The following is a 19,159-nucleotide window of genomic DNA, read 5'->3' as shown; positions in this document are numbered from 1 at the left end:
CCTCAAAACTCCTCGGTATCGATCTCGGCCTGCGTCGCGGCGGGATAGCGGGGGCCGGCGATTGCGCCGGGATCGAACAGGCGGTCCAGCTGTTCCACCACGCTATCGGAAAGCGGGGCCGTCGGGGTGCCGATATTTTCCGCCAGATGCTCCGGGGAGGTGGTTCCGGGGATCGCGACGACATGCTCGCCGCGCGCGAACAGCCATTGCAGGCAAAGCTGGGCCGGGGTGACTTCGAGTGTCGCCGCTATGGTCTTTAACTGTGCGAACAACTCGAGATTGCGGGCGAAATTCTTCGGCTGAAAGCGCGGCATCGACCGGCGGATATCTTTCTCCAGCAGGCTGTCGGGCGAAGCCACGCCGCCGGCGAGAAAGCCGCGCCCAACCGGGGAGAAAGCGACCAGCGTCGCGCCCAGTTCGCGCGTTGCGTCGAGGATGCCGAGCTCGGCATTGCGCGACCAGAGCGAATATTCATTCTGGACCGCAGCGATCGGATGCACGGCATGGGCGCGACGCAGCGTGGCGGCGGAGACTTCGCTGAGGCCGATCGCCCGCACCTTGCCCGCCTCGACCATCCGCGCGAGCTCGCCGACGGACTCCTCGATCGGCACCGACTTGTCCCAGCGGTGGAGATAATAGAGATCGACGCGGTCGGTGCGCAGGCGCTCCAGGCTGATGTCGATCTGCGCGCGCAGCGTTTCGGGGCGGCCGTCGATCACGCGCTTCCCATCGACGATCGACATGCCGCATTTGGATGCGAGGAAAAAGGCATTGCGGCGGTGGGCGATGGCTTCGCCGATCAACGTTTCGTTGGCGCCGCCGCCATAGAGCGACGCGGTGTCGAGATGGTCATAGCCGAGATCGAGCGCCTGATTGAGCAGCCGCACCGCGTCCGCACGCGCGGGCGGGGCGCCATAGGCGTGGCTGAGCGACATGCAACCCAGCCCGACGGGATTGACACTCGAACTTCCCAGACGACGCTTCATATTGCCTCCATGTATCGAGCCCTCTCCTTGAAGCGCTGATGCAGGCGCTTCAACCCTTGCCGCATTGACGAAGTCGCTGAAATCGTGCTCTCGCTGAACCATGGCAGGGGAACAGGAGAATGTGGGTCCGCTCGGCCCGCTGGTCGGTTATCATCTGAGGCGTGCCTTCGGGGCGTTCGCCGCCGATTTCGCCAACGCCATGGACGGAACCGGGATGCGTCAGGTTCTGGTCGGCATCTTGGCCGTGGTGTCGGGCAGTCCGGGCATCAACCAGGGCGCGGTCGGACGGGTGCTGGGTATCAAGCGCGCGAACATGGTGTCGCTCATCAACGAACTGGTCGATATGAAGCTGATCGCGCGCGTGGTCGATCCGGCCGATCGCCGCGCCTTTTCGCTGACCATCACCGATAGCGGGCGGGCGATGCTGACCGATTGCCTCGCCAAGATCGAGGCGCATGAGCAGCAGATGCTCGCGGGGTTCAGCGATGAGGAACGGGCGATGCTGCTCGACCTTTTGTCCCGGATCGAGCGGCGCGACCCGGCGATCGCCTAGGATCGTTTTTCAGTTATGCGGCACCGGCCCGCTCCCCCACCCGGCCACCCATTGAGTGTACCTTGTGGGTGGCCGGGTGGGGCTAGCCCCGCAAAGTACGACTTTGCGGGGACCCCGTGGGGGAGCGGGCCGGTGCCGATTCAGCTCTGCTGAAACGACTCTAGGATCGGCGCGCGGGGGGTCGGTAGATCACTGCGCCAGAATCAGCGCATCGAGTGCGACGACGCCTTCGCCCCTTGGATAGACCACCACCGGGTTGAGATCGATTTCGCGGATCGACGGGGTGCCCGCCAGCACGCGGCCGAGGCCAGCGATCAGCGCCGCCACCGCATCGACATCCAGCGCGGGCGAGCCGCGATAGCCGTCGAGCAGCGCGCCCTGCTTGAGCGCGCGCAGTTCGGCGACGATGGCGCCAGGCGTGAGGTCATGCGGCAGCAGCCGGACGTCGTGCAGCAATTCGGCCGTCACTCCGCCGAATCCTGCCAGGATTACCGGCCCCCATTCGGGGTCGTTGCGCGCGCCGATAATCAGCTCGACCCCGCGCTTTCCCATCGCCTCGACCTGCGCGCCGTCGAGCGCGATCGCGGCGTCATAGGCGGCGACATTGGCGAACAGCCGATCCCATGCCGCATCGAGTGCGGGATCGTCGGCGATGTTGAGGATGACGCCGCCTGCGTCACTCTTGTGGCTTAGATCCGCCGACTGCGCCTTGATCGCGACCGGATAGCCGACGCGCGCGGCAATGGACTTCGCTTCTGCGACGGTGGTGGCGAAACCGCCGGCGGGGAAGGGGATGCCTACCGGTGCGAGCAGTTGCTTTGCGCGATATTCGGGGATCACGCCCGACGGCAGGTCGAGCGCGACCGGATCCGCATCCGCCGTTGCAAAATCGCGCTCCGCCAGCTTGCCAAGGTGCCGTAACGCGCGGAATGCGCGGTCGGGCGACGGGAAATAGGGTACGCCGATCGCGCGCAGACCCTCGATATACTCCGCAGGGACCTCGGCTCCGTCGTCAATGCCAGCGAAGATCACCGGCTTGTGCGGGTCGAGCGCCTTTACCGCATCGATGATTGCGGGGAATTTGCGCGCGCAGGTCGCTGGGTCGGTCTGGATAATGCCGAACACCAGCGCGGCATAGTTGTCATCCGCCAGCAACGGGATCAGCGTGCGGCGGTACAGGTCCGGATCGACCAGCGCCTGCGCGGTCAGATCCATCGGGTTCGACACCGGGATGAAATCGGGGATCGACGCGCGCATCGCCTCCGCTGTCGCGCCGTCCATCGCGGGCAGGTCGAGGCCGATCGTCTCGGCGAGATCCAGTGTCAGCGCCTTGAACGCCCCGCTCTCCGTCAGCACCGCCGTGCCGCCGCGCCGCACCGGCTTGGCGCGCACCGCCAGCTCGACCACATCGCCCAGCGCTTCGAGGCTGTCGACCAGCACCACGCCGGCGCGCTCGACCTTGGCCTTCATCAACTGCCAGTCGCCCGCCATCGCGCCGGTATGCGTCGCTGCGCTTTCGCGGGCCGCGCTCGACGTGCCGGGGTGGAGCAGGACGATATGCTTGCCTGCCGCGCGTGCCTGTTCGGCGAGCGCGAGGAAGCGGGCGGGCTTGCGGAATTGCTCCACGATCATCGCGATCGCGGGAGTGGCCGGGTCGTTCAGCAGATGCTCGACATAATCCTCGACGCCCGATGCGGCCTCGTTGCCGGTCGACACCGACACGGTGAGACCCAGCCCCTTGGCCATCAGCGTCGTGCCCAGCACGACCGCCATCGCGCCCGACTGGCTGACGATGCCGACCGCAGGCTTGCCGGTCAGGTCCAGCACCGGCGTTTCGACGAACGTCAGCGGCACGCCCGCGGCATAGTTGACCATGCCCAGGCAGTTCGGCCCCTCGACCACCATCCCGTGCTCGTGCGCGATCCGCGCGACCTCGGCCTGCGCGGCCAGCCCTTCCTCGCCGCCCTCGGCAAAGCCGGCCGAGAAGATGATCGCTGCGCCGACGCCGCGCGCGGCGAGCGCCTGAACGGCGGGCAGTACCGCCGGACCCGGGATGGCCAGCACCGCCGCATCGACCCCTTGCGGCAGTTCGTCGATCGACTTCAGGCATGGCCGCCCGTCGATCGTGTCGCGCTTGGGATTGATGAGGTGGATGTTGCCCGCATAGCCGTGCCGCTCGAGGTTCTTGAGCACCGAATTGCCCAGCGCACCGGGCGTAGGGGAAGCACCTACGATCACGACCGAACGCGGGGAGAGCAGGCGGGAAAGGTCGGGCATTGTTACGCTATCCTGATTCCTCCCCTGAGCTTGTCTCAGGGGAGGGGGACCGCCCGCGAAGCGGGGGGTGGAGGGGCCGCCGCGCAGACGGCGGGTTCGCTTTGAGAGGTTTCCCGCCGACTGCGTCGGCGGCCCCTCCGTCATCGCTGCGCGATGCCACCTCCCCCAGCAAGCTGGGGGAGGAATAGGCTCAAACCTTCACGCGATCCTTGTCATACGCGCCCAGGCCCGGCTTGTAGCTCTTCTCGTCGATGAACTGCTTGATGCCTTCCTTGCGGCCGTCATTGTCATAGCTGTTGGCCGCTTCCTGCGCGCGGATCAGATAATCCTCGGCATCGTCATAGCTCATGATGCCGACCCGGCGCACCGCGTCCTTGGTCGCCTTGAGCGCCACCGGGTTCTTCTTCAGCAGCACATTGGCGACTTCGGTCACCCGCTCCTTGAGCTGGGCGAGCGGGAGCGATTCATTGACCAGCCCCCAATCGGCGGCAGTCTTGCCGTCGATATTCTCGCCCATCATCGCGTGATACATCGCCTTGCGGAACGGGAGCAGCTCGGTCGCCACCTTGGTCGCGCCGCCGCCGGGCAGGATGCCCCAGTTGATCTCGCTCAGCCCGAACTGCGCCTCATCGGCGGCAAAGGCGAGATCGCAGGCGAATAGCGGGCCGTATGCCCCGCCAAAGCACCAGCCATTGACCATCGCGATCGTCGGCTTCTGGTACCAGCGCAGGCGGCGCCACCAACCATAGGCTTCGCGCTGCACCCGCCGCGTCGCGCCCAGGCCCTGCGCCTCGGTCTCGCGGAAATATTCCTTGAGGTCCATGCCGGCGCAGAACGCCTCACCCTCGCCGGTCAGCACCAGCACCCCGACATCGTCGCGGAATTCGAGCGCGTCGAGCACCTCCATCATGTCGCGGTTCAGCGTCGGGCTCTGCGCGTTGCGCTTGTCCGGGCGGTTATACTTGACCCAGGCGATGCCGTTTTCGATCGTATAGGCGACGACGCCGTTGGTGCTCAGTTCGGTCATCTACTTCTCTCTTTCCCTGTTCGTCATCCCAGCGAAAGCTGGGATCTCATGCCGCAAGCCGTACGATCACGGCTGGAGGCCCCAGCTTTCGCCGGGGCGACGGCTTTGATCTCAGATCGGATAATGGCCCGGCTCGGTCTCGATCGTGATCCAGCGCAGTTCGGTGAAGCTGTCGATTCCGGCCTTGCCGCCGAACTTGCCATAGCCCGACGCCTTGACCCCGCCGAACGGCATCTGCGCCTCGTCATGCACGGTCGGGCCGTTGACGTGGCAGATGCCCGACTTGACCTGCCGCGCGACCTTGAGGCCGCGCGCGGTGTCGCGGGTAAAGACCGATGCCGACAGCCCATATTCGGTGTCATTGGCCAGCTCGACCGCATGAGCCTCGTCGCGCGCCCGGATCACGCCGACGACCGGACCGAAGCTCTCGTCGCGGAACAGCTTCATCTCCGGGGTCACGTGATCGATGACATGCGCGGGCATCAGCACGCCATTGGCGTCGCCGCCATTGACCTGCACCGCTCCGTGCGAGACCGCATCGGCGATGAGCGATTTGCAGTGATCGACGGTCTTCTGATCCACCACCGCGCCCAGCGGGGTCTTGCCCTCGCGGGGATCGCCGACCGCCATCGTTCCGACCTTTGCCGCAAACTTCTCGACGAACGCATCGGCGACGGCCTCGACGACGATGATCCGCTCGGTCGACATGCAGATCTGGCCCTGATTCATGAACGCGCCGAACGCCGCGGCCTTGACCGCCTCATCCAGGTCCGCGTCTTCCAGCACGATCAGCGGCGCCTTGCCGCCCAGTTCGAGCAGAACGGGCTTCAGATGCTCCGCCGCGCGCTTGGCGATGATCCGGCCAACCGCGGTCGATCCGGTGAAGTTGATGCGGCGCACATGCGGGTTGTCGATCAGCGCGCCGACGATCTCGGCGGCGTCCTGCGGGGCATTGGTGACGATGCTGACCGCGCCCTTGGGCAGCGCTTCGTCAAACGCTTCGGCGATCAGGCTGTGGGTGCGCGGGCATTGCTCGCTCGCCTTGAGCACCACGGTATTGCCGCACGCCAGCGGCACCGCGACCGCGCGCACGCCCAGAATGATCGGCGCGTTCCACGGCGCGATGCCCAGCATCACGCCGACCGGTTCGCGCAGCGCCATCGCGATACAGCCGGGTTTGTCCGACGGGATCACCTCGCCGCCGATCTGGGTGGTCAGCGCCGCGGCCTCGCGCACCATGCCGACAGCTAACATCAGGTTGAACCGCGCCCAGCCCTCGGTCGCGCCGATTTCGCCCATCATCGCATCGACGAACTGGTCGGCCTTCGCCGCAAGCGCATCGGCAGCCTTGTTCAGCGCCGCGCGGCGGGCATTGGGGCCGAGCGCCGACCATGCCGGGAAGGCGGCGGCGGCGGCTTCGACGGCGGCATCGGCATCGGCGACATTGAACGCCCTTGCCTCGGTGGCGACCGCTCCGGTCACCGGATTCATGCGGGTAAAGGTGGCGCCGGGAGCCGGCGGTGCGATCGTAGCCATGAACCTCTCCTCTATATTGTTATGCTATATAACCTAAATTATGGCCGCGCAAGCGGGTTGATCGATCAAATCGCGGGCGGACGCATCGGCCGGGAATGCAAGGACGCGGGCTGCCAACTCTCCTGCCGAGGCGGATGCGATTGGGCGCGCCGCATGGGCGGCGCAATCGACGAATTTGGCGATGAGCGACCTATCGTCCATTGGCCGATCTGGATGCCCTGCCGCCTGCATCACCCGGTGGGTCAATACTGCGCCGTCCTCGAGCGTGACGGTCAGCGACCCGCTCGCCGCCTCGCCACGGCCCCAGTCGGGATTGCGTCGCTCGACCACCTTGTGTGCCAGCGTGCGCGTCGCCGGATCGGCGATCCGTCCCGTCGCGAAACTGTCGAGCGTCACCGCGCCGTCGATCAGCGCCGCCGCAACGGTATAGGGGATCGAGAATTTCGCCTCGATCGCGCGTGCCGGTGCGGCCTTTACCGGCTGGGGGCGGATCAGCATCTCCTGAATCGGCCCGGTCTCGGCCTCGATCCGCACCACGCGCGCCGGGTCGACCCGGTCTCGCAGCGCCAATGCCGCCTCGATATAGGGATGCGTGCCGCGACAGGCGGGCCAGGGCTTGAAGCTGACGCGATCGCCCAGAAACTGCGTGCCAAGCCCGTCGAGCAGCGCGCCGCGGGGCGGGCCGCCGCCATAGATGGCGAAGAAGCCCGCGCGGCCCTCCAGCGGTTCGGCAAACGCGCGCGCGCCCGCCTTGGTGAGCAATGCCGCCTCGACCGCTGCGCGCGCCACCAGCCCCTCGCGCACGCCGCGCATCGGCGATGTGGCGTCATATTTGATCTCGCTCGGGAAACTTCCCTGCACCAGCGCGAGGCCCATGGCATGGCGGATCCTGTCGGCGTCGAGGTCGAGGAAGCGCGCACAGGCGGCGGCCGTAGCGATCAGATTGACCAGTGGCGGCGGGTACCAGCCGCCCTCCTCGAACGGGCGGGGCGGGGCGAGCGACAGGCGGCAGGCGAAATCGCTGCCCAGCGCCATGGCGGTCAGGAAGCTGCCGAACTTCGCGTCCGCGTTGGCATCCGCCAGGGCGAGCAGGGCAGGGACCAAAGCGGCGTTGGGATGTGCGGGTCCCGCATCGAATGTGTCGCCGAAATCGAGCGCATGGGCGAGCGCGCCATTGGCGAGCGCCGCGAGCGCGGGGGTGCTCGTCGCGTCAAAGCCAATCAGGCGCGAAGGGCCGGGAGTGGCCAAGGCATGGGCGCGATAGGGCGCCGCATCTTCGCCCAGCCCGGTAGCGCCGAGCGTGACGCCGAGCGCGTCGAGCAGTGCGCGGCGGGTCGCCTGGAGCGTCGCGGGCGGGAGCGCGTCGAGGCTCGCGGCGGCGAAATGGTCCGCGACGGCCTGGGAGATTGCTTTATTACAAAACATTCTTTGCAAACGCTTTCATCGGCTTTATCGCGATTGCAAGCAAAAAGGAGAGAGGCAATGCGGCGCGGCGCGATTTGGGCGGTTACGGCGATGGCAGTCGCGGTGTGGGGATGCGCGTCGCCGGTGCGACCCCAGCCGATCGCCTCGGATACGCTTCCCGGTGGCGCGCGCTGGGACGCCGAGGTTCCGGCGAACTGGAACGGGACGCTGCTGCTGTACAGCCGCGGTTATTCACCGGTTCCGGGCGACCCCGCAGCAGCGCCAAAGCCGCATCGCCAAGCGCTGCTCGATGCGGGCTATGCGATCGCCGGGTCCAATTACGGCAGCGGCGGCTGGGCGCTTGAACAGGCGGTCCCTGCGCAGCGCGCGACCATCGCCGCCTTCGCCGCGAAGCATGGCAAGCCGAAGCGCGTCATCGCCTGGGGCAGCTCGATGGGCGGACTGGTCAGCACCGCGCTCGCCGAGATGAAGGGCAGCGGCATCGACGGGGCGGCGCCGATGTGCGCTTCGATCGGCGGGTCGCTGGGCATGATGAACATGGCGCTCGACGGCGCCTATGCCTTCCGCACGCTGGTTGCGCCCGACGCGGGCGTCCGTGTGACCCGAATCGATGACGATCGCGCCAATGGCAAGCGGGTCGGCGACGCGCTGGCGGACGCGGTCAAAACGCCACAGGGCCGCGCGCGGGTCGCGCTGGCGGGCGTGCTGGCCGGGATTCCGGGCTGGACGAGCCGCGACCGACCCCAGCCCGGCGCGAGCGACTATGCGGCGCAGGCGGAGGAGATTGCGCGCTCCTTCGTCATGGGCGTGTTCCTGCCGCGCACGGATCAGGAAGCGCGTGCTGGCGGGGCGTTTTCGTGGAACACGGGCATCGACTATCGCGCGCAGCTCGACCGGTCCGGGCGGCGGGCGATGGTCGAGGCGATGTATCGGGCGGCGGGGCTGAAGCTCGAGGAGGATCTCGCGGCACTCAACGCGGGCGAACGGATCGCGGCGGACCCCAAGGCCGTCGCCTATATGCGCGCCAACTACACGCCCAATGCCCGACCGCGGGTGCCGCTGGTGGCGGTGCAGACGATCGGCGACGGCCTGACCGCGCCGGCGATGCAGCGCGGCTATGTCGAAGCCGCGCGGGGCGATGTTAAGAGCCTGTATGTCAACGCGGCGGGCCATTGCACCTTCGACACGCCGACCGTGCTGGCGACGATCCGCTATCTCGACGCGCGGCTGGATAGCGGGAAGTGGCCGCAGGCCCCTGCGGCATTCGTCCCGCACCAGCCCGCGCCGATGCTGCGTCCGTGCTGGCGCGGCGGGAAATGCCGCTGACCATAGTTGCCGGTCTACGCCGCACATTCCTCCCCTGATCTTGCTCCGGGGAGGGGGACCGCCCGCGAAGCGGGTGGTGGAGGGGCGCCGCGCAGACGGCCGTGAACAGCTCGGCAAAAATCCGCCCTCTGCGAGGGCGGCCCCTCCGTCAGCGCTTCGCGCTGCCACCTCCCCTGCGAGGCAGGGGAGGAACAGACGCATCACGCACTGCGATCAAATCCCCTTGCGCTCGATCTTCCACTTCGGGTCCTTGCACAGCTCGCAATCCGCGCCCGCGAACATCTTCCCCGCCTCGGCATCGCCGCGCAGCTGCCAGTTGAGCCAGGCGACCGAAAAGCGCGCGACATCGCCGCCATTCTCCTCGCGGAAGGTGCCGCCATGGCCGACATCGCCATCGACCAGCACGACCGGGACATGGTCGATCCGGGCAACATCGTCGGTGCCGTTGGGCCAGGCGATATCGCCCTTGCCGCCCAGCACATAAAGGGTGGGGGTGTGCAGCGCCTTCAGCATCGATTTATCCACCGTCATGCCGGTGATCGCCTGCTTCCCGTCGTTGAACACGCCGCTATTGTGGACGATCACCGTGCGGAACCGCTTGTCCGCGCTGCCCTCGATCGCCTGCAATCCGCCACAGCTATGCCCGGCGATCGCGGCCTGTGCCGGATCGATCAGCCCCTTGTAACGGCTGCCGTCGCGCGCATTTTCGGCGAGCGCCCAGTCGAGGCCCTTCACCACATCCTGCGTTGTTGTCGCTGGAGCGGGCAGGCGACCGGTCACCGGATCGGGACCGCGGGGTTCCGATCCGGCCGGGCGGGGGACGGCGCCGGGTCCGCTGCGAACCTTGCCCGGTGCGACGACCAGATAGCCATGCGAAGCGATTTCGGCGAGGTGGAAGCGGGCGCTCGCCCCGTCGTCGGCGCACCCGCCATTGCCCCAGACCACGACGCCGAGCCTCTTCCCGCCCAGCTTCGACAGGTCAGCAGGGCGATAGACGACATGATCGGGGAGGGCGGGATCGACCTCCTTGATTGCCGCGAACGGCCCGGTTCCGGGCGTGTCGGGACGTTTGGCGTCCGCCGCGCGCAACTCGGCGAAGCGGCGTGCAGCCTCCGGGTCCGGCGCCTGCGCCACCTGCGCCATCGCGCTCCCCGACAGCAGCACCAGTCCAAGCGCGATCAAACCCGTCCGCATCGTCCGTCTCCCATTTGGTTATGGGATAAAGCTAACGGGGGTGCCGGGCGATGCAAGCCCTTTCATGCGCTCTCTCTCGCGATGACCCGAAAACCGACATCGACGCGTGTTTCGACGTCCGCCCCCGCCGCGCGACCGCGCAGAACGCGCATCACCTCGCGCGCGATTCGGGCGCCGTCGACATCGACCGAGGTGATCGTGGGGCGCATGTCGCCCGCCATGCGCAAATTGCCAAAGCCGGTGACGGCGAGCTGATCGGGAACGCGAATCCCCGCCGCCTGCGCCTCGACGATCAACCCCTGGGCGATCCAGTCGGACCCGCACACGACGATGTCGGGTCGTTCGGGCAGGTCGGCGAGCGCGCGATAGGAGAGTCGGCCTTGCCCGAAATGGCTGGGGACATTGACGTCGAATCGCGTCGGCTCGGGGCCGCCATCGTGCATCCAGCGGGCGATGAAGCCCCCTGCGCGCCGTTCCGAACGGGTCGATTTCGGCACCACGAGATGCGGACGCCGATAGCCGCGCTGGCGCAGGAATCGCGCCAGTTCTTCGCCGGCTTCGCGGTGCGAAAAGCCGACCGCGATATCGATCGGGTCTTCGGGAAGGCCCCAGGTTTCCACCACCGTGATCCCTGATGAACGCAGGCGCGCCCGCGTCTCCGGCTCCGACACGATGCCGGTCAGGATGATCGCATCGACGCGCCGCGCCAGCGCCATGTTGATCTCCCGCACAAGCCGGTGATTGTCCGGCCCGGTGAGCGAGAGCATCACGCTGTTGCCGTCGGTCGCCAGCTCGTCGATCATCGCCTCGACCGTATCGTTGAAGATCGACTGGGCGATGTCGGGCACCAGCACCGCGATCAGGCGGCTGCGGTTGCTGGCAAGCGCGGTCGCGGCCAGATTCTGGACATAGCCGGTCTGTTCGATCGCCTCGCGGATGCGCGCGCCTGTTGCGGCGGCGACCACCTCCGGACTGTTGAGATAGCGGGAGACGGTTGCGGCGGAGACACCCGCCAGCGCCGCAACATCGTCCAGTCGTGGGTTTCGCGCTGCCATGGCGGCATTCCTACACAACCAAATGTCAAAATCACCAAAAGGTTCTTGCAAGCGCTTGCATTGATCCGTATCAAAACTGTTATGACGCATGACTTCGATCCCCTTGCGCCCGAAACATTCGACAGCCCCAATGCCGATTATGCCCGGCTGCGGGCGCAATGCCCGGTCGCACACAGCGATGCCTGGGGCGGCTTCTGGGCGCTGATGAAGCATGACGATGTGTCCGCCGCGGCTGTGGACTGGCAGACCTTTATTACCTCGCAGCAGAATGTCGTCCCCAAGGTGGCATTTACCGGGCGCCGCCCGCCGCTGCACCTCGATCCTCCGGAGCACACCCCCTATCGCCGCGCGATCGCGCCCCTGCTGACCGAGCGCAAGGTCGCGAAGCTGGAGCCGGTCGTGCGGCGAATTTGTCGGGATTTGCTTGGCCAGATGGTGGCGAAGGGCGGGGGCGATGTGGTCGCCGATTATTCGGCGCACATGCCGATCGCGGTGTTCGCCAACTGGATGAACCTGACGCCCGATGCGGTTGCGGAGCTGACCCGCGTGGGTCAGCGCTACAATATCGCGGTCCAGTCGAACGATGTCGACGCGACCAAGGAATCGAGCCTGCTGCTCTACGACATGGCGCGCGGCATCGTCGCCGATCGCAAGGCCGCGCCGCTGCCGGTGGACGAAGATGTGACGAGCGCGCTGCTCGCCACCCGCGTCGATGGCGAACCGCTGCCCGAGGAGATGATCGTCGGGACGATCCGCCAGGTACTGGTGGTCGGCATCATCGCGCCGAGCGTGATGATCGGGTCGATCGCGGTGCATCTGGGTCGCGACCGCGCGTTGCAGGCGCAGTTGCGCGCCGACCCGTCGCTGGTCCCGGCTGCGGTCGAGGAGTTCCTAAGGCTCTACACGCCCTATCGCGGGTTCGCGCGCACCGCCGTTACCGACGTGACGATCCGTGGGCGCACCATTCCTGCGGGCGAGCCGATCGCTCTCGTCTATGCCTCGGCCAATCGTGACGAGGATGTGTTCGAATGCCCGCATGAATTCCGCATGGGGCGCCCAAACATGAAGGAGTCGCTGGCGTTCGGGCGGGGCACGCATTCGTGCGTCGGTGCCGCGCTAGCGACGCTGGAGCTGAATGTGGCGGTCGAGGAACTGCTCGCCGCTGCGCCGGGCTTCACCCTCGCCGCCGAGCCGAAACCGACACGCTTCCCCGAAATCGGTGCGCTCAGCGTGCCGGTGGCGTTCGAGCGGGCGGGCGAGGGCGCGGCATGACCCATGTCTTCCTCGCCGCGGGCGATCTGGCCCCCGATCGCGACGATTACGACGAGAGCTATGTCGCAACCCGCGACGTGCTGCACGCCGCCGACATCGCCTTTGCCCAGCTTGAGACGAGCTTTGCCGAAAAGGGCGTGCGGCTGCCCCAGGCGCGCCATGCGGTGCTGGCGCGACCCGATGGCGCCGACGCTCTCGCCCGTGCCGGGTTCGACGTCATCTCGATGGCGGGAAATCATGTGCTCGACTGGGGCAATGACGCCTTTTTCGAGACCAAGGCCAATCTCGAGCGCGTCGGGCTGAAGGTCGTTGGCGCGGGCGCGAATATCGCCGAGGCGCGCAAGCCGGTGAAGATCACGCTGGGCGACGGCACCCGCGTCGCGATCCTCGCCTACTGCACGATTCTGCCGCACAGCTATTGGGCCGAGGAGCGCCGCCCCGGCTGCGCGCCGATGCGCGCGCATACGCTCTACGAGCAGATCGAGCATGACCAGCCCGGCACGCCCGCGCGCATCCACACCTTCCCGCATCGTGAGGATCTCGCGGCGCTGGAGGCGGATATCCGCGCGGCCAAGGCGGACGCGGACCTGGTCTTCGTCTCGCTCCACTGGGGCATCCATTTCGTCCGCGCGAGCATCGCCGACTATCAGCGCGATGTTGCGCGGGCGGCGGTCGCGGCGGGGGCCGATGCAATAATGGGCGGCCACCCCCACATCCTGAAGGGGTGCGAAGTCATCGACGGCGCGCCGGTCTTCTACTCGCTGTGCAATTTCGCAACCGATCTGCGGATGGACCCGGTCCATGCCGCCTCGAAGAGCTTCAACGAGATCCGCGTGCTGGCCGAGGAATGGGAACCGGATTTCGACAGCCTCTACAATTTTCCCAAGGCATCGCGCCTGTCGCTGGTCGCGCGGTTCGAGATCGCGAACGGCCGCATCGTCCGCTCAGGCTTCCTGCCGATGTACATCGATCGCGATGCGGTTCCTCGCTTCGTGGAGCCGGGCAGCGAACGGCATTCCGAAGTTGTCGATTACATGGCGGCCGTGACCGCCGAAGCAGGGCTCAACGCCCGCTACCGCGTGGAGAGTGAGATGGTTGTCGTGGAGCAGGCCGCATGAGCGAGAGCAAGGCCGCGACCGCCTCCGCCTTCCCGCTGGAAGGCTATGTCTTCCTCTATCTGCTGGCATATCTGCCCAACGTCATCATCACCAAATTGGTGACGAGCACGGTGCATCCGGGCCTTGGCCGTCCGCTGACCGGGCTGGAGACGCTGCCCGCCTCGCTCATTATCAGCCTGGTGCTGACCTATCTCTTCATCTGGTGGTCGGGCTGGCACAAGGACGCGCATGGGGTGATGGTTCTGGGTCGCCGCATTCCGGTGCCGACCAAATATACGCTCTATTCGGGCTTCGGCACGGCGTTGGTGCTGTTCACCGTGCCCTTGTCCTTCACCTTCGAGGGCGTCAGCATTCCCTTCATCCAGCTGCTGATGCGCGGCGACATCCTCATCATCGCGCCGATCGTCGATCTGATCTTCGGCCGCCGGGTGCGCTGGTGGAGCTGGTGCGCGCTGGTGATGGTGCTGGCCGCGATGGTCATCACGCTGGCCGACCGTGGCGGACTGTATCTGCCGCCGCTCGCGATCCTGACCGTGGTCCTCTACACCGTTGGCTATTTCGTGCGCCTGATCGTGATGACCAAGGTGTCGAAGAGCGGCGATCCCGCCAGCGTCCGCCAGTATTTTGTCGAGGAAAAGGTGTTCGCGCTGCCGCTGTCGGTGGCGATCCTTGCGGCGATCTCGGCTTCCGGAATCGGCAGCCAGTCGGGCGCGCTCGGCTGGGGCTTCATCTCGGTCTGGACCGACCCGGTGATCCTCCCGCTGCTCGGCATCGGCTTCACGCTCACCATCGTCTCGGTCTTTGCGATCATCATTCTGCTCGACCCGCGCGAGAACGCCTATTGCGTGCCGCTGGAGCGTGCCGCGAGCCTCGTCGCGGGCGTCGGCGGCGCGCTGATCCTCGCCTGGGTCTGGGGCCTGCCGCATCCGCGCCCGGCCGAACTGGTCGGCGCCGCCATCCTGATCGCCGCCATCGTGTTGCTTTCGCTTGCCCCGCGCTTCGCCGACCGGCCCGCCCGCTCGGCACGCGCGGAAACCGTCTGACCACCATCGATCCAACCGAACCGCAGGAACATGCGGGCTGAACATAAGGAGGGGACTATGAACATCATTGCCATTCGTCGCCAGTCGACCCTGCTGAGCCGCAGCGCGCTGGGCGTGCTCGCGCTGACCATCGCGATGCCTGCGGTTGCGCAGGAAGATACGCCACCGCCTGCCGCCCCTGAGGCGGCCGAGGAAGCCATCATCGTCACCGGCAGCCGCATTCGCGGCATCGATCCGGTCGGCTCCGCCGTGATCGCGATCGACTCCGAACAGATATTGGAAGAACCGGTCACCTCGACCAACGACATCTTGCGCCGCGTGCCGCAGGTCGTCTCGCTCGGCGCCAACCGCGCGGGTGGCAGCGCCCAAAATGGTGCGGCGAACGCGACGCGCGGTGCAGGCATCAACCTGCGCGGCCTGTCCACCAACGCGACGCTGCTGCTGTATGATGGCAAGCGCCTTCCGCCACAGGGAACGCAGGGGCAGTTCACCGATCCCTCGGCGATCCCCTCGATCGCGCTCGGCCGGATCGAGGTCGTCGCGGACGGCACCTCCGCCGTTTACGGCTCCGACGCGGTCGCGGGCGTCGTCAACCTCATTCTGCGCAAGGACTTTTCCGGCATCGAGGCGCGCGGCCGTTACGGCCTGACCGAAGGGGATTATTACGAGGCGCAGGCGGCGCTGCTCGTCGGGCATAAATGGGACGGCGGCTATATCATGGCCGCAGGCGAATATTCGAAGAACAACAACCTCTTCGGCTCCGAACTCGATTTCTATACCTCCGACAACCGCGCACGCGGGGGGCGCGACCTGCGCGGCACCAACTGCGCACCCGGCACGCTGGTGGTCGGCGGCGTCAACTACGCCATTCCGACCGGCGGCGTAACGAGCGCCAATGTCGGCAGCCTGGTGGCGGGAACCCGCAACCAGTGCGAGTTCCTCGACATCGCCCAGGTTATTCCGGACCAGGAGCGCTGGAGCGGCGTCGCATCGGTCAGTCAGGAAATCACGCCCGGCATCCGCATCTTCGCCGATGGCTTCTACTCACGGCGCAGCGGCACGTTGCTGTTCAACCCGACGGTCAACGCGACCGTCCCCAACACGAACCCCTTCTTCGTCTCTCCGGTACCCGGCGCGACGTCGGTAACGGTGCAGACGACCTTCCTCGACGAGACCGGTCCGCTCCCCAATCCCTATTGGGCGAGCACCTGGAACGTCTCCGCCGGGGTTGAGGCGGACCTGTTCGGCGACTTCCAGGGCACCGTCTATTACGCCTATGGCAAGTCCGAGGAGGTTGCCGACCGCCGCCGTTCGGGCGTCAACGCCGGGGCGCTCAACGCTGCACTGGCCGACACCAACCCCGCGACCGCGCTCAACGTGTTCGGCGGGCCGAACAACCCGGCGACACTCGCTGCGATCACCGACAATTATTTCGTCATCACCGGCCGTACGCGGCTGGAAGTCATCAATGCGCAGATGGACGGTTCGCTGTTCGAGATGCCGGGCGGCAACGTTCGTATCGCCTTTGGCGGCGAGCATCGCGTCGAATATACCTATACCGATCTGTTCATCGGTCGCTCGGCGGCGGCGAACCATGTTACCGACGATGGCAGCCGCAATGTCGATGCGGTGTTTGCCGAACTGTTCGTCCCGCTAGTCGGGGCGGGCAATGCCTCGCCGGGGCTGGAGCGGCTCTCGCTCAGCATTGCCGGGCGCTATGAGCATTATAGCGATTTCGGCAGCACCACCAATCCGAAGGTCGGCCTGACCTACTCGCCCTGGCTCGGCCTGACGCTCAAGGGAACCTATGGCACCTCCTTCCGCGCGCCGACCTTTACCGAGGTGTCGACCGTCGGCGGCGGCGCGGGCCTGTATTTCGATACGCTGCCCGGTCCCAGTGGCAACCAGATCGGTATCGGCATCGCGGGCGGCAACCCGGATCTCGAGCCGGAAAAGGCGACGACATGGTCGTTCGGGGTCGAGGTCGCCCCGCCGGAACTGCCCGGCTTCAACGCTTCGGTGAACTATTTCCGGATCGATTATACCGATCAGATCCAGGCGCTGCGCGGCACGCCGGGCCTGCTCACCAATCCGATCTACAGCCAGTTCGTCCAGTTCAACCCGACCGCGGCGGAGATCAGCGCGCTGGTCAATTCGGGGCTGCCGATCAACGCGGCAATCAACGAATCGCTGGTGACCTTCATCGCCGACGGGCGGCGCCAGAATCTCGGCACCTCGCTGTTGCGCGGGCTCGATTTCACCGCGGCCTATCGCTGGAACTGGGGCGGGGTCGATCTCGATGCCGGGATCCAGGGCACCTATGTGCTCGATTATCTGTTCGAGGCGGTTCCCGGCGCGGGGCTGGTCGATGTACTCGACACGATCGGCTTCACCCAGAAATTCCGCACCCAGGCGGATATCGGCGCGAAATTCGGCGGGCTGAAGACGCGCCTCACCTGGAACCACCTCAACGGCTATACCAATACCACCTCGGCCGTGGTGCGAGAGGTCAGCAATTACGACACGTTCGATCTGCTGATCGGCTACGACATTACCGACCGGATCGGCGTGTCGTTCGACGTGCGCAACCTGTTCAACGAGGATCCGCCCTTCGTCGACACCACCAACGGCTTCGATCCGCAGGCATCGAACCCGATCCCGCGCCTGTTCGCGATCACGGCGAACGTGAAGTTCTGATGCCGGCGATGCTGGCAACCGCGCTGGCCGGATGTGCTGCCCTGACGGGCACGCATCCGGGCGGCGTGGCCGTCACGGCGGCGACGGCGGTGACCCCGTCGCCGACCTGGCAGCCCGAAACGACCAGCTTCTATCGCCCCGTCCCGGTCAGCGTTCCGCTGTGCCGGGTCGAGGGGGTGATCGAGGGCAATATCGGCTTCGAGCTGTGGCTGCCCGCCGACTGGAACGGGCGGCTGCTCGGCGCAGGCGTCGGCGGCGATGCCGGCGTGTACAACTATATCGATATGAGCCGTCGCATTGCCGAGGGCTTTGCGACGGTCACCACCGACAGCGGGCATAAATCGACTCAGGCGCGCTGGATGGCCGACCCCAAGGCGCGGGTCGATTACGAACATCGCGCGGTCCATCTCACCGCGCTCGCGGCCAAGGCGATCGTCGCCAAATTCTACGACCGCGCCGTGGACAAGAGCTATTTCACCGGCTGCTCGGGCGGCGGGCGACAGGCGCTCAAGGAGATGCAGAATTATCCGGGCGACTATGACGGCGTGATCGCTGGCGCGCCGGGTCCCTATATGCCGCTGCAATCGGTGCGGATGCTGTGGTTCGCGCTGCAACAGAAATGGACGCCCGCAGGCGCGCTCAGCGATACCGACTGGGCGCTGTACGAGAACAAGGCAACCGCCGCGTGCGACGCGCAGGACGGCGTTGCCGATGGAATCATCTCGAACCCGCTCGCCTGCAAATTCCGCACCGCGACCTTGCTCTGCAAACCCGGCCAGACCGAGGGCTGCCTGACGGCACCCAAGCTCAAGATGCTCGACCTGATCCGCGCACCGATGCGCGACGAGGCGGGCAGGGCGATGGACGATGGGCTGTTTCCCGGCGTGCGCACGCGTCCCGGTCCGCCGTCGCCGCTGCTGCGCGCGATGTGGGCGGATGGCGTCTATGACGACGCCAACTGGAACGAGGACAGCTTCCAACGCAGCCGCGACCTGCTCGCTGCCAACCGCCGGATGCCCGAACTACGCGCCGACAAGGTCGCAATCGCGCCCTTCGTCAAGGCAGGCGGCAAGGCGATCCTCTATCAGGGCTGGGCCGACCCCTCGACCAATGCCGGGCCGACGATCGACTATTACGCTGCGCTGGCGCGGGCGAATGGCGGGCTCGCGAAGCTGGACGACAGCGTGCGCCTGTTCATGGCCCCCGGAATGTACCATTGCGCCCGCGGCCCCGGCGCCGACCAGTTCGGCGCATCGGGTCAGGCGAGCTGGCCCGGTGACCCGTCGCGCGATGTGCTGTGGGCGCTGATCCATTGGGTCGAGAAGGGGAAGGCGCCGGCGCGTCTGACCGCGACCAAGATCGAGGACGGCAAGGAGAGCTTCACCCGGACGCTCTGCCCCTATCCGCAAGCGGCGCACTGGGACGGGAAGGGGCCGGCCGAGGCCGCGTCATCCTATCGCTGCGCGGTCGATCCGGCGCTGGTCAAATATATGGGGCGCAAGACGCTCGTGGGGTCGTAGTGATCAAAGCCCCTCCCCTTTAGGGGAGGGGTTGGGGGTGGGGCGTCTCAGTCTCACCGAGACCGACATGCCAAGAGGAAAGGCCCCACCCCAACCCCTCCCCTAAAGGGGAGGGGCGAGCCCTATCTCG

Annotated in this window: 14 protein-coding genes; 7 read left to right on the top strand and 7 right to left on the bottom strand. The window is 66.7% G+C overall.

Annotated features, from left to right (window positions below; genetic code table 11):
- Positions 1-2: 2 nt before the first annotated feature.
- Positions 3-986 carry an aldo/keto reductase gene (locus tag FPZ54_RS06270; RefSeq protein WP_145845796.1) on the bottom strand — a complete coding sequence of 328 codons (984 nt, stop codon included), beginning with the start codon at positions 984-986 and terminating at the stop codon, positions 3-5.
- A 121-nt stretch (positions 987-1,107) separates the two neighbouring features.
- Between FPZ54_RS06270 and FPZ54_RS06265 the strand changes: the two genes are divergently transcribed.
- Entirely contained in the window at positions 1,108-1,539 is a 432-nt protein-coding gene (locus FPZ54_RS06265; RefSeq protein WP_239019737.1) for a MarR family winged helix-turn-helix transcriptional regulator, read from the top strand.
- Between the two features lie 189 nt (positions 1,540-1,728).
- Here FPZ54_RS06265 and FPZ54_RS06260 read toward each other — a convergent pair whose 3' ends face one another.
- The 4 genes from FPZ54_RS06260 to FPZ54_RS06245 form a co-directional block, all read right to left on the bottom strand.
- Complete coding sequence (locus tag FPZ54_RS06260) at positions 1,729-3,816, bottom strand: acetate--CoA ligase family protein (RefSeq protein WP_145845792.1); 2,088 nt, start codon at positions 3,814-3,816, stop codon at positions 1,729-1,731.
- A gap of 190 nt (positions 3,817-4,006) precedes the next feature.
- Positions 4,007-4,843 (bottom strand): p-hydroxycinnamoyl CoA hydratase/lyase, encoded by an 837-nt coding sequence (locus FPZ54_RS06255; protein ID WP_145845791.1) that lies wholly within the window; start codon positions 4,841-4,843, stop codon positions 4,007-4,009.
- Between the two features lie 111 nt (positions 4,844-4,954).
- The gene (locus FPZ54_RS06250; protein ID WP_145845789.1) at positions 4,955-6,379 is read right to left on the bottom strand and encodes an aldehyde dehydrogenase; all 1,425 of its coding nucleotides are present in this window, start codon (positions 6,377-6,379) and stop codon (positions 4,955-4,957) included.
- 33 nt (positions 6,380-6,412) lie between these two features.
- A complete protein-coding gene (locus FPZ54_RS06245; protein ID WP_145845787.1) occupies positions 6,413-7,804 on the bottom strand; it encodes an MmgE/PrpD family protein in 1,392 nt (463 codons plus the stop codon).
- A 57-nt stretch (positions 7,805-7,861) separates the two neighbouring features.
- Between FPZ54_RS06245 and FPZ54_RS06240 the strand changes: the two genes are divergently transcribed.
- Complete coding sequence (locus FPZ54_RS06240) at positions 7,862-9,130, top strand: alpha/beta hydrolase (RefSeq protein ID WP_145845785.1); 1,269 nt, start codon at positions 7,862-7,864, stop codon at positions 9,128-9,130.
- Positions 9,131-9,343: 213 nt separating this feature from the next.
- Here FPZ54_RS06240 and FPZ54_RS06235 read toward each other — a convergent pair whose 3' ends face one another.
- Positions 9,344-10,324, bottom strand: a complete 981-nt coding sequence (locus FPZ54_RS06235) for an alpha/beta hydrolase (RefSeq protein ID WP_239019736.1) — start codon at positions 10,322-10,324, stop codon at positions 9,344-9,346.
- 62 nt (positions 10,325-10,386) lie between these two features.
- Complete coding sequence (locus FPZ54_RS06230; protein ID WP_145845783.1) at positions 10,387-11,379, bottom strand: LacI family DNA-binding transcriptional regulator; 993 nt, start codon at positions 11,377-11,379, stop codon at positions 10,387-10,389.
- 81 nt (positions 11,380-11,460) lie between these two features.
- On the opposite strand from FPZ54_RS06230, the gene FPZ54_RS06225 reads away from it, so the two are divergent.
- The 5 genes from FPZ54_RS06225 to FPZ54_RS06205 are packed head-to-tail and all read left to right on the top strand — an operon-like array spanning position 11,461 to position 19,029.
- Entirely contained in the window at positions 11,461-12,651 is a 1,191-nt protein-coding gene (locus tag FPZ54_RS06225) for a cytochrome P450 (RefSeq protein ID WP_145845782.1), read from the top strand.
- On the top strand, positions 12,648-13,769 hold the full coding sequence (locus FPZ54_RS06220) for a CapA family protein (RefSeq protein ID WP_145845781.1): 1,122 nt from the start codon (positions 12,648-12,650) through the stop codon (positions 13,767-13,769). The genes FPZ54_RS06225 and FPZ54_RS06220 overlap by 4 nt, the downstream gene beginning before the upstream one ends.
- On the top strand, positions 13,766-14,812 hold the full coding sequence (locus tag FPZ54_RS06215) for a hypothetical protein (protein ID WP_145845779.1): 1,047 nt from the start codon (positions 13,766-13,768) through the stop codon (positions 14,810-14,812). The genes FPZ54_RS06220 and FPZ54_RS06215 overlap by 4 nt, the downstream gene beginning before the upstream one ends.
- 57 nt (positions 14,813-14,869) lie before the next feature.
- Positions 14,870-17,509 (top strand): TonB-dependent receptor plug domain-containing protein, encoded by a 2,640-nt coding sequence (locus FPZ54_RS06210; RefSeq protein WP_239019735.1) that lies wholly within the window; start codon positions 14,870-14,872, stop codon positions 17,507-17,509.
- The gene (locus tag FPZ54_RS06205; protein WP_239019734.1) at positions 17,509-19,029 is read left to right on the top strand and encodes a tannase/feruloyl esterase family alpha/beta hydrolase; all 1,521 of its coding nucleotides are present in this window, start codon (positions 17,509-17,511) and stop codon (positions 19,027-19,029) included. Before FPZ54_RS06210 ends, FPZ54_RS06205 begins: the two co-directional genes overlap by 1 nt.
- Positions 19,030-19,159 lie beyond the last annotated feature (130 nt).

It is taken from the genome of Sphingomonas suaedae (assembly GCF_007833215.1).
Classification (GTDB): Bacteria; Pseudomonadota; Alphaproteobacteria; order Sphingomonadales; family Sphingomonadaceae; genus Sphingomonas; species Sphingomonas suaedae.
Note: the sequence above shows the minus strand (reverse complement) of the source record. Positions and strands in the feature narration are given on the sequence as shown.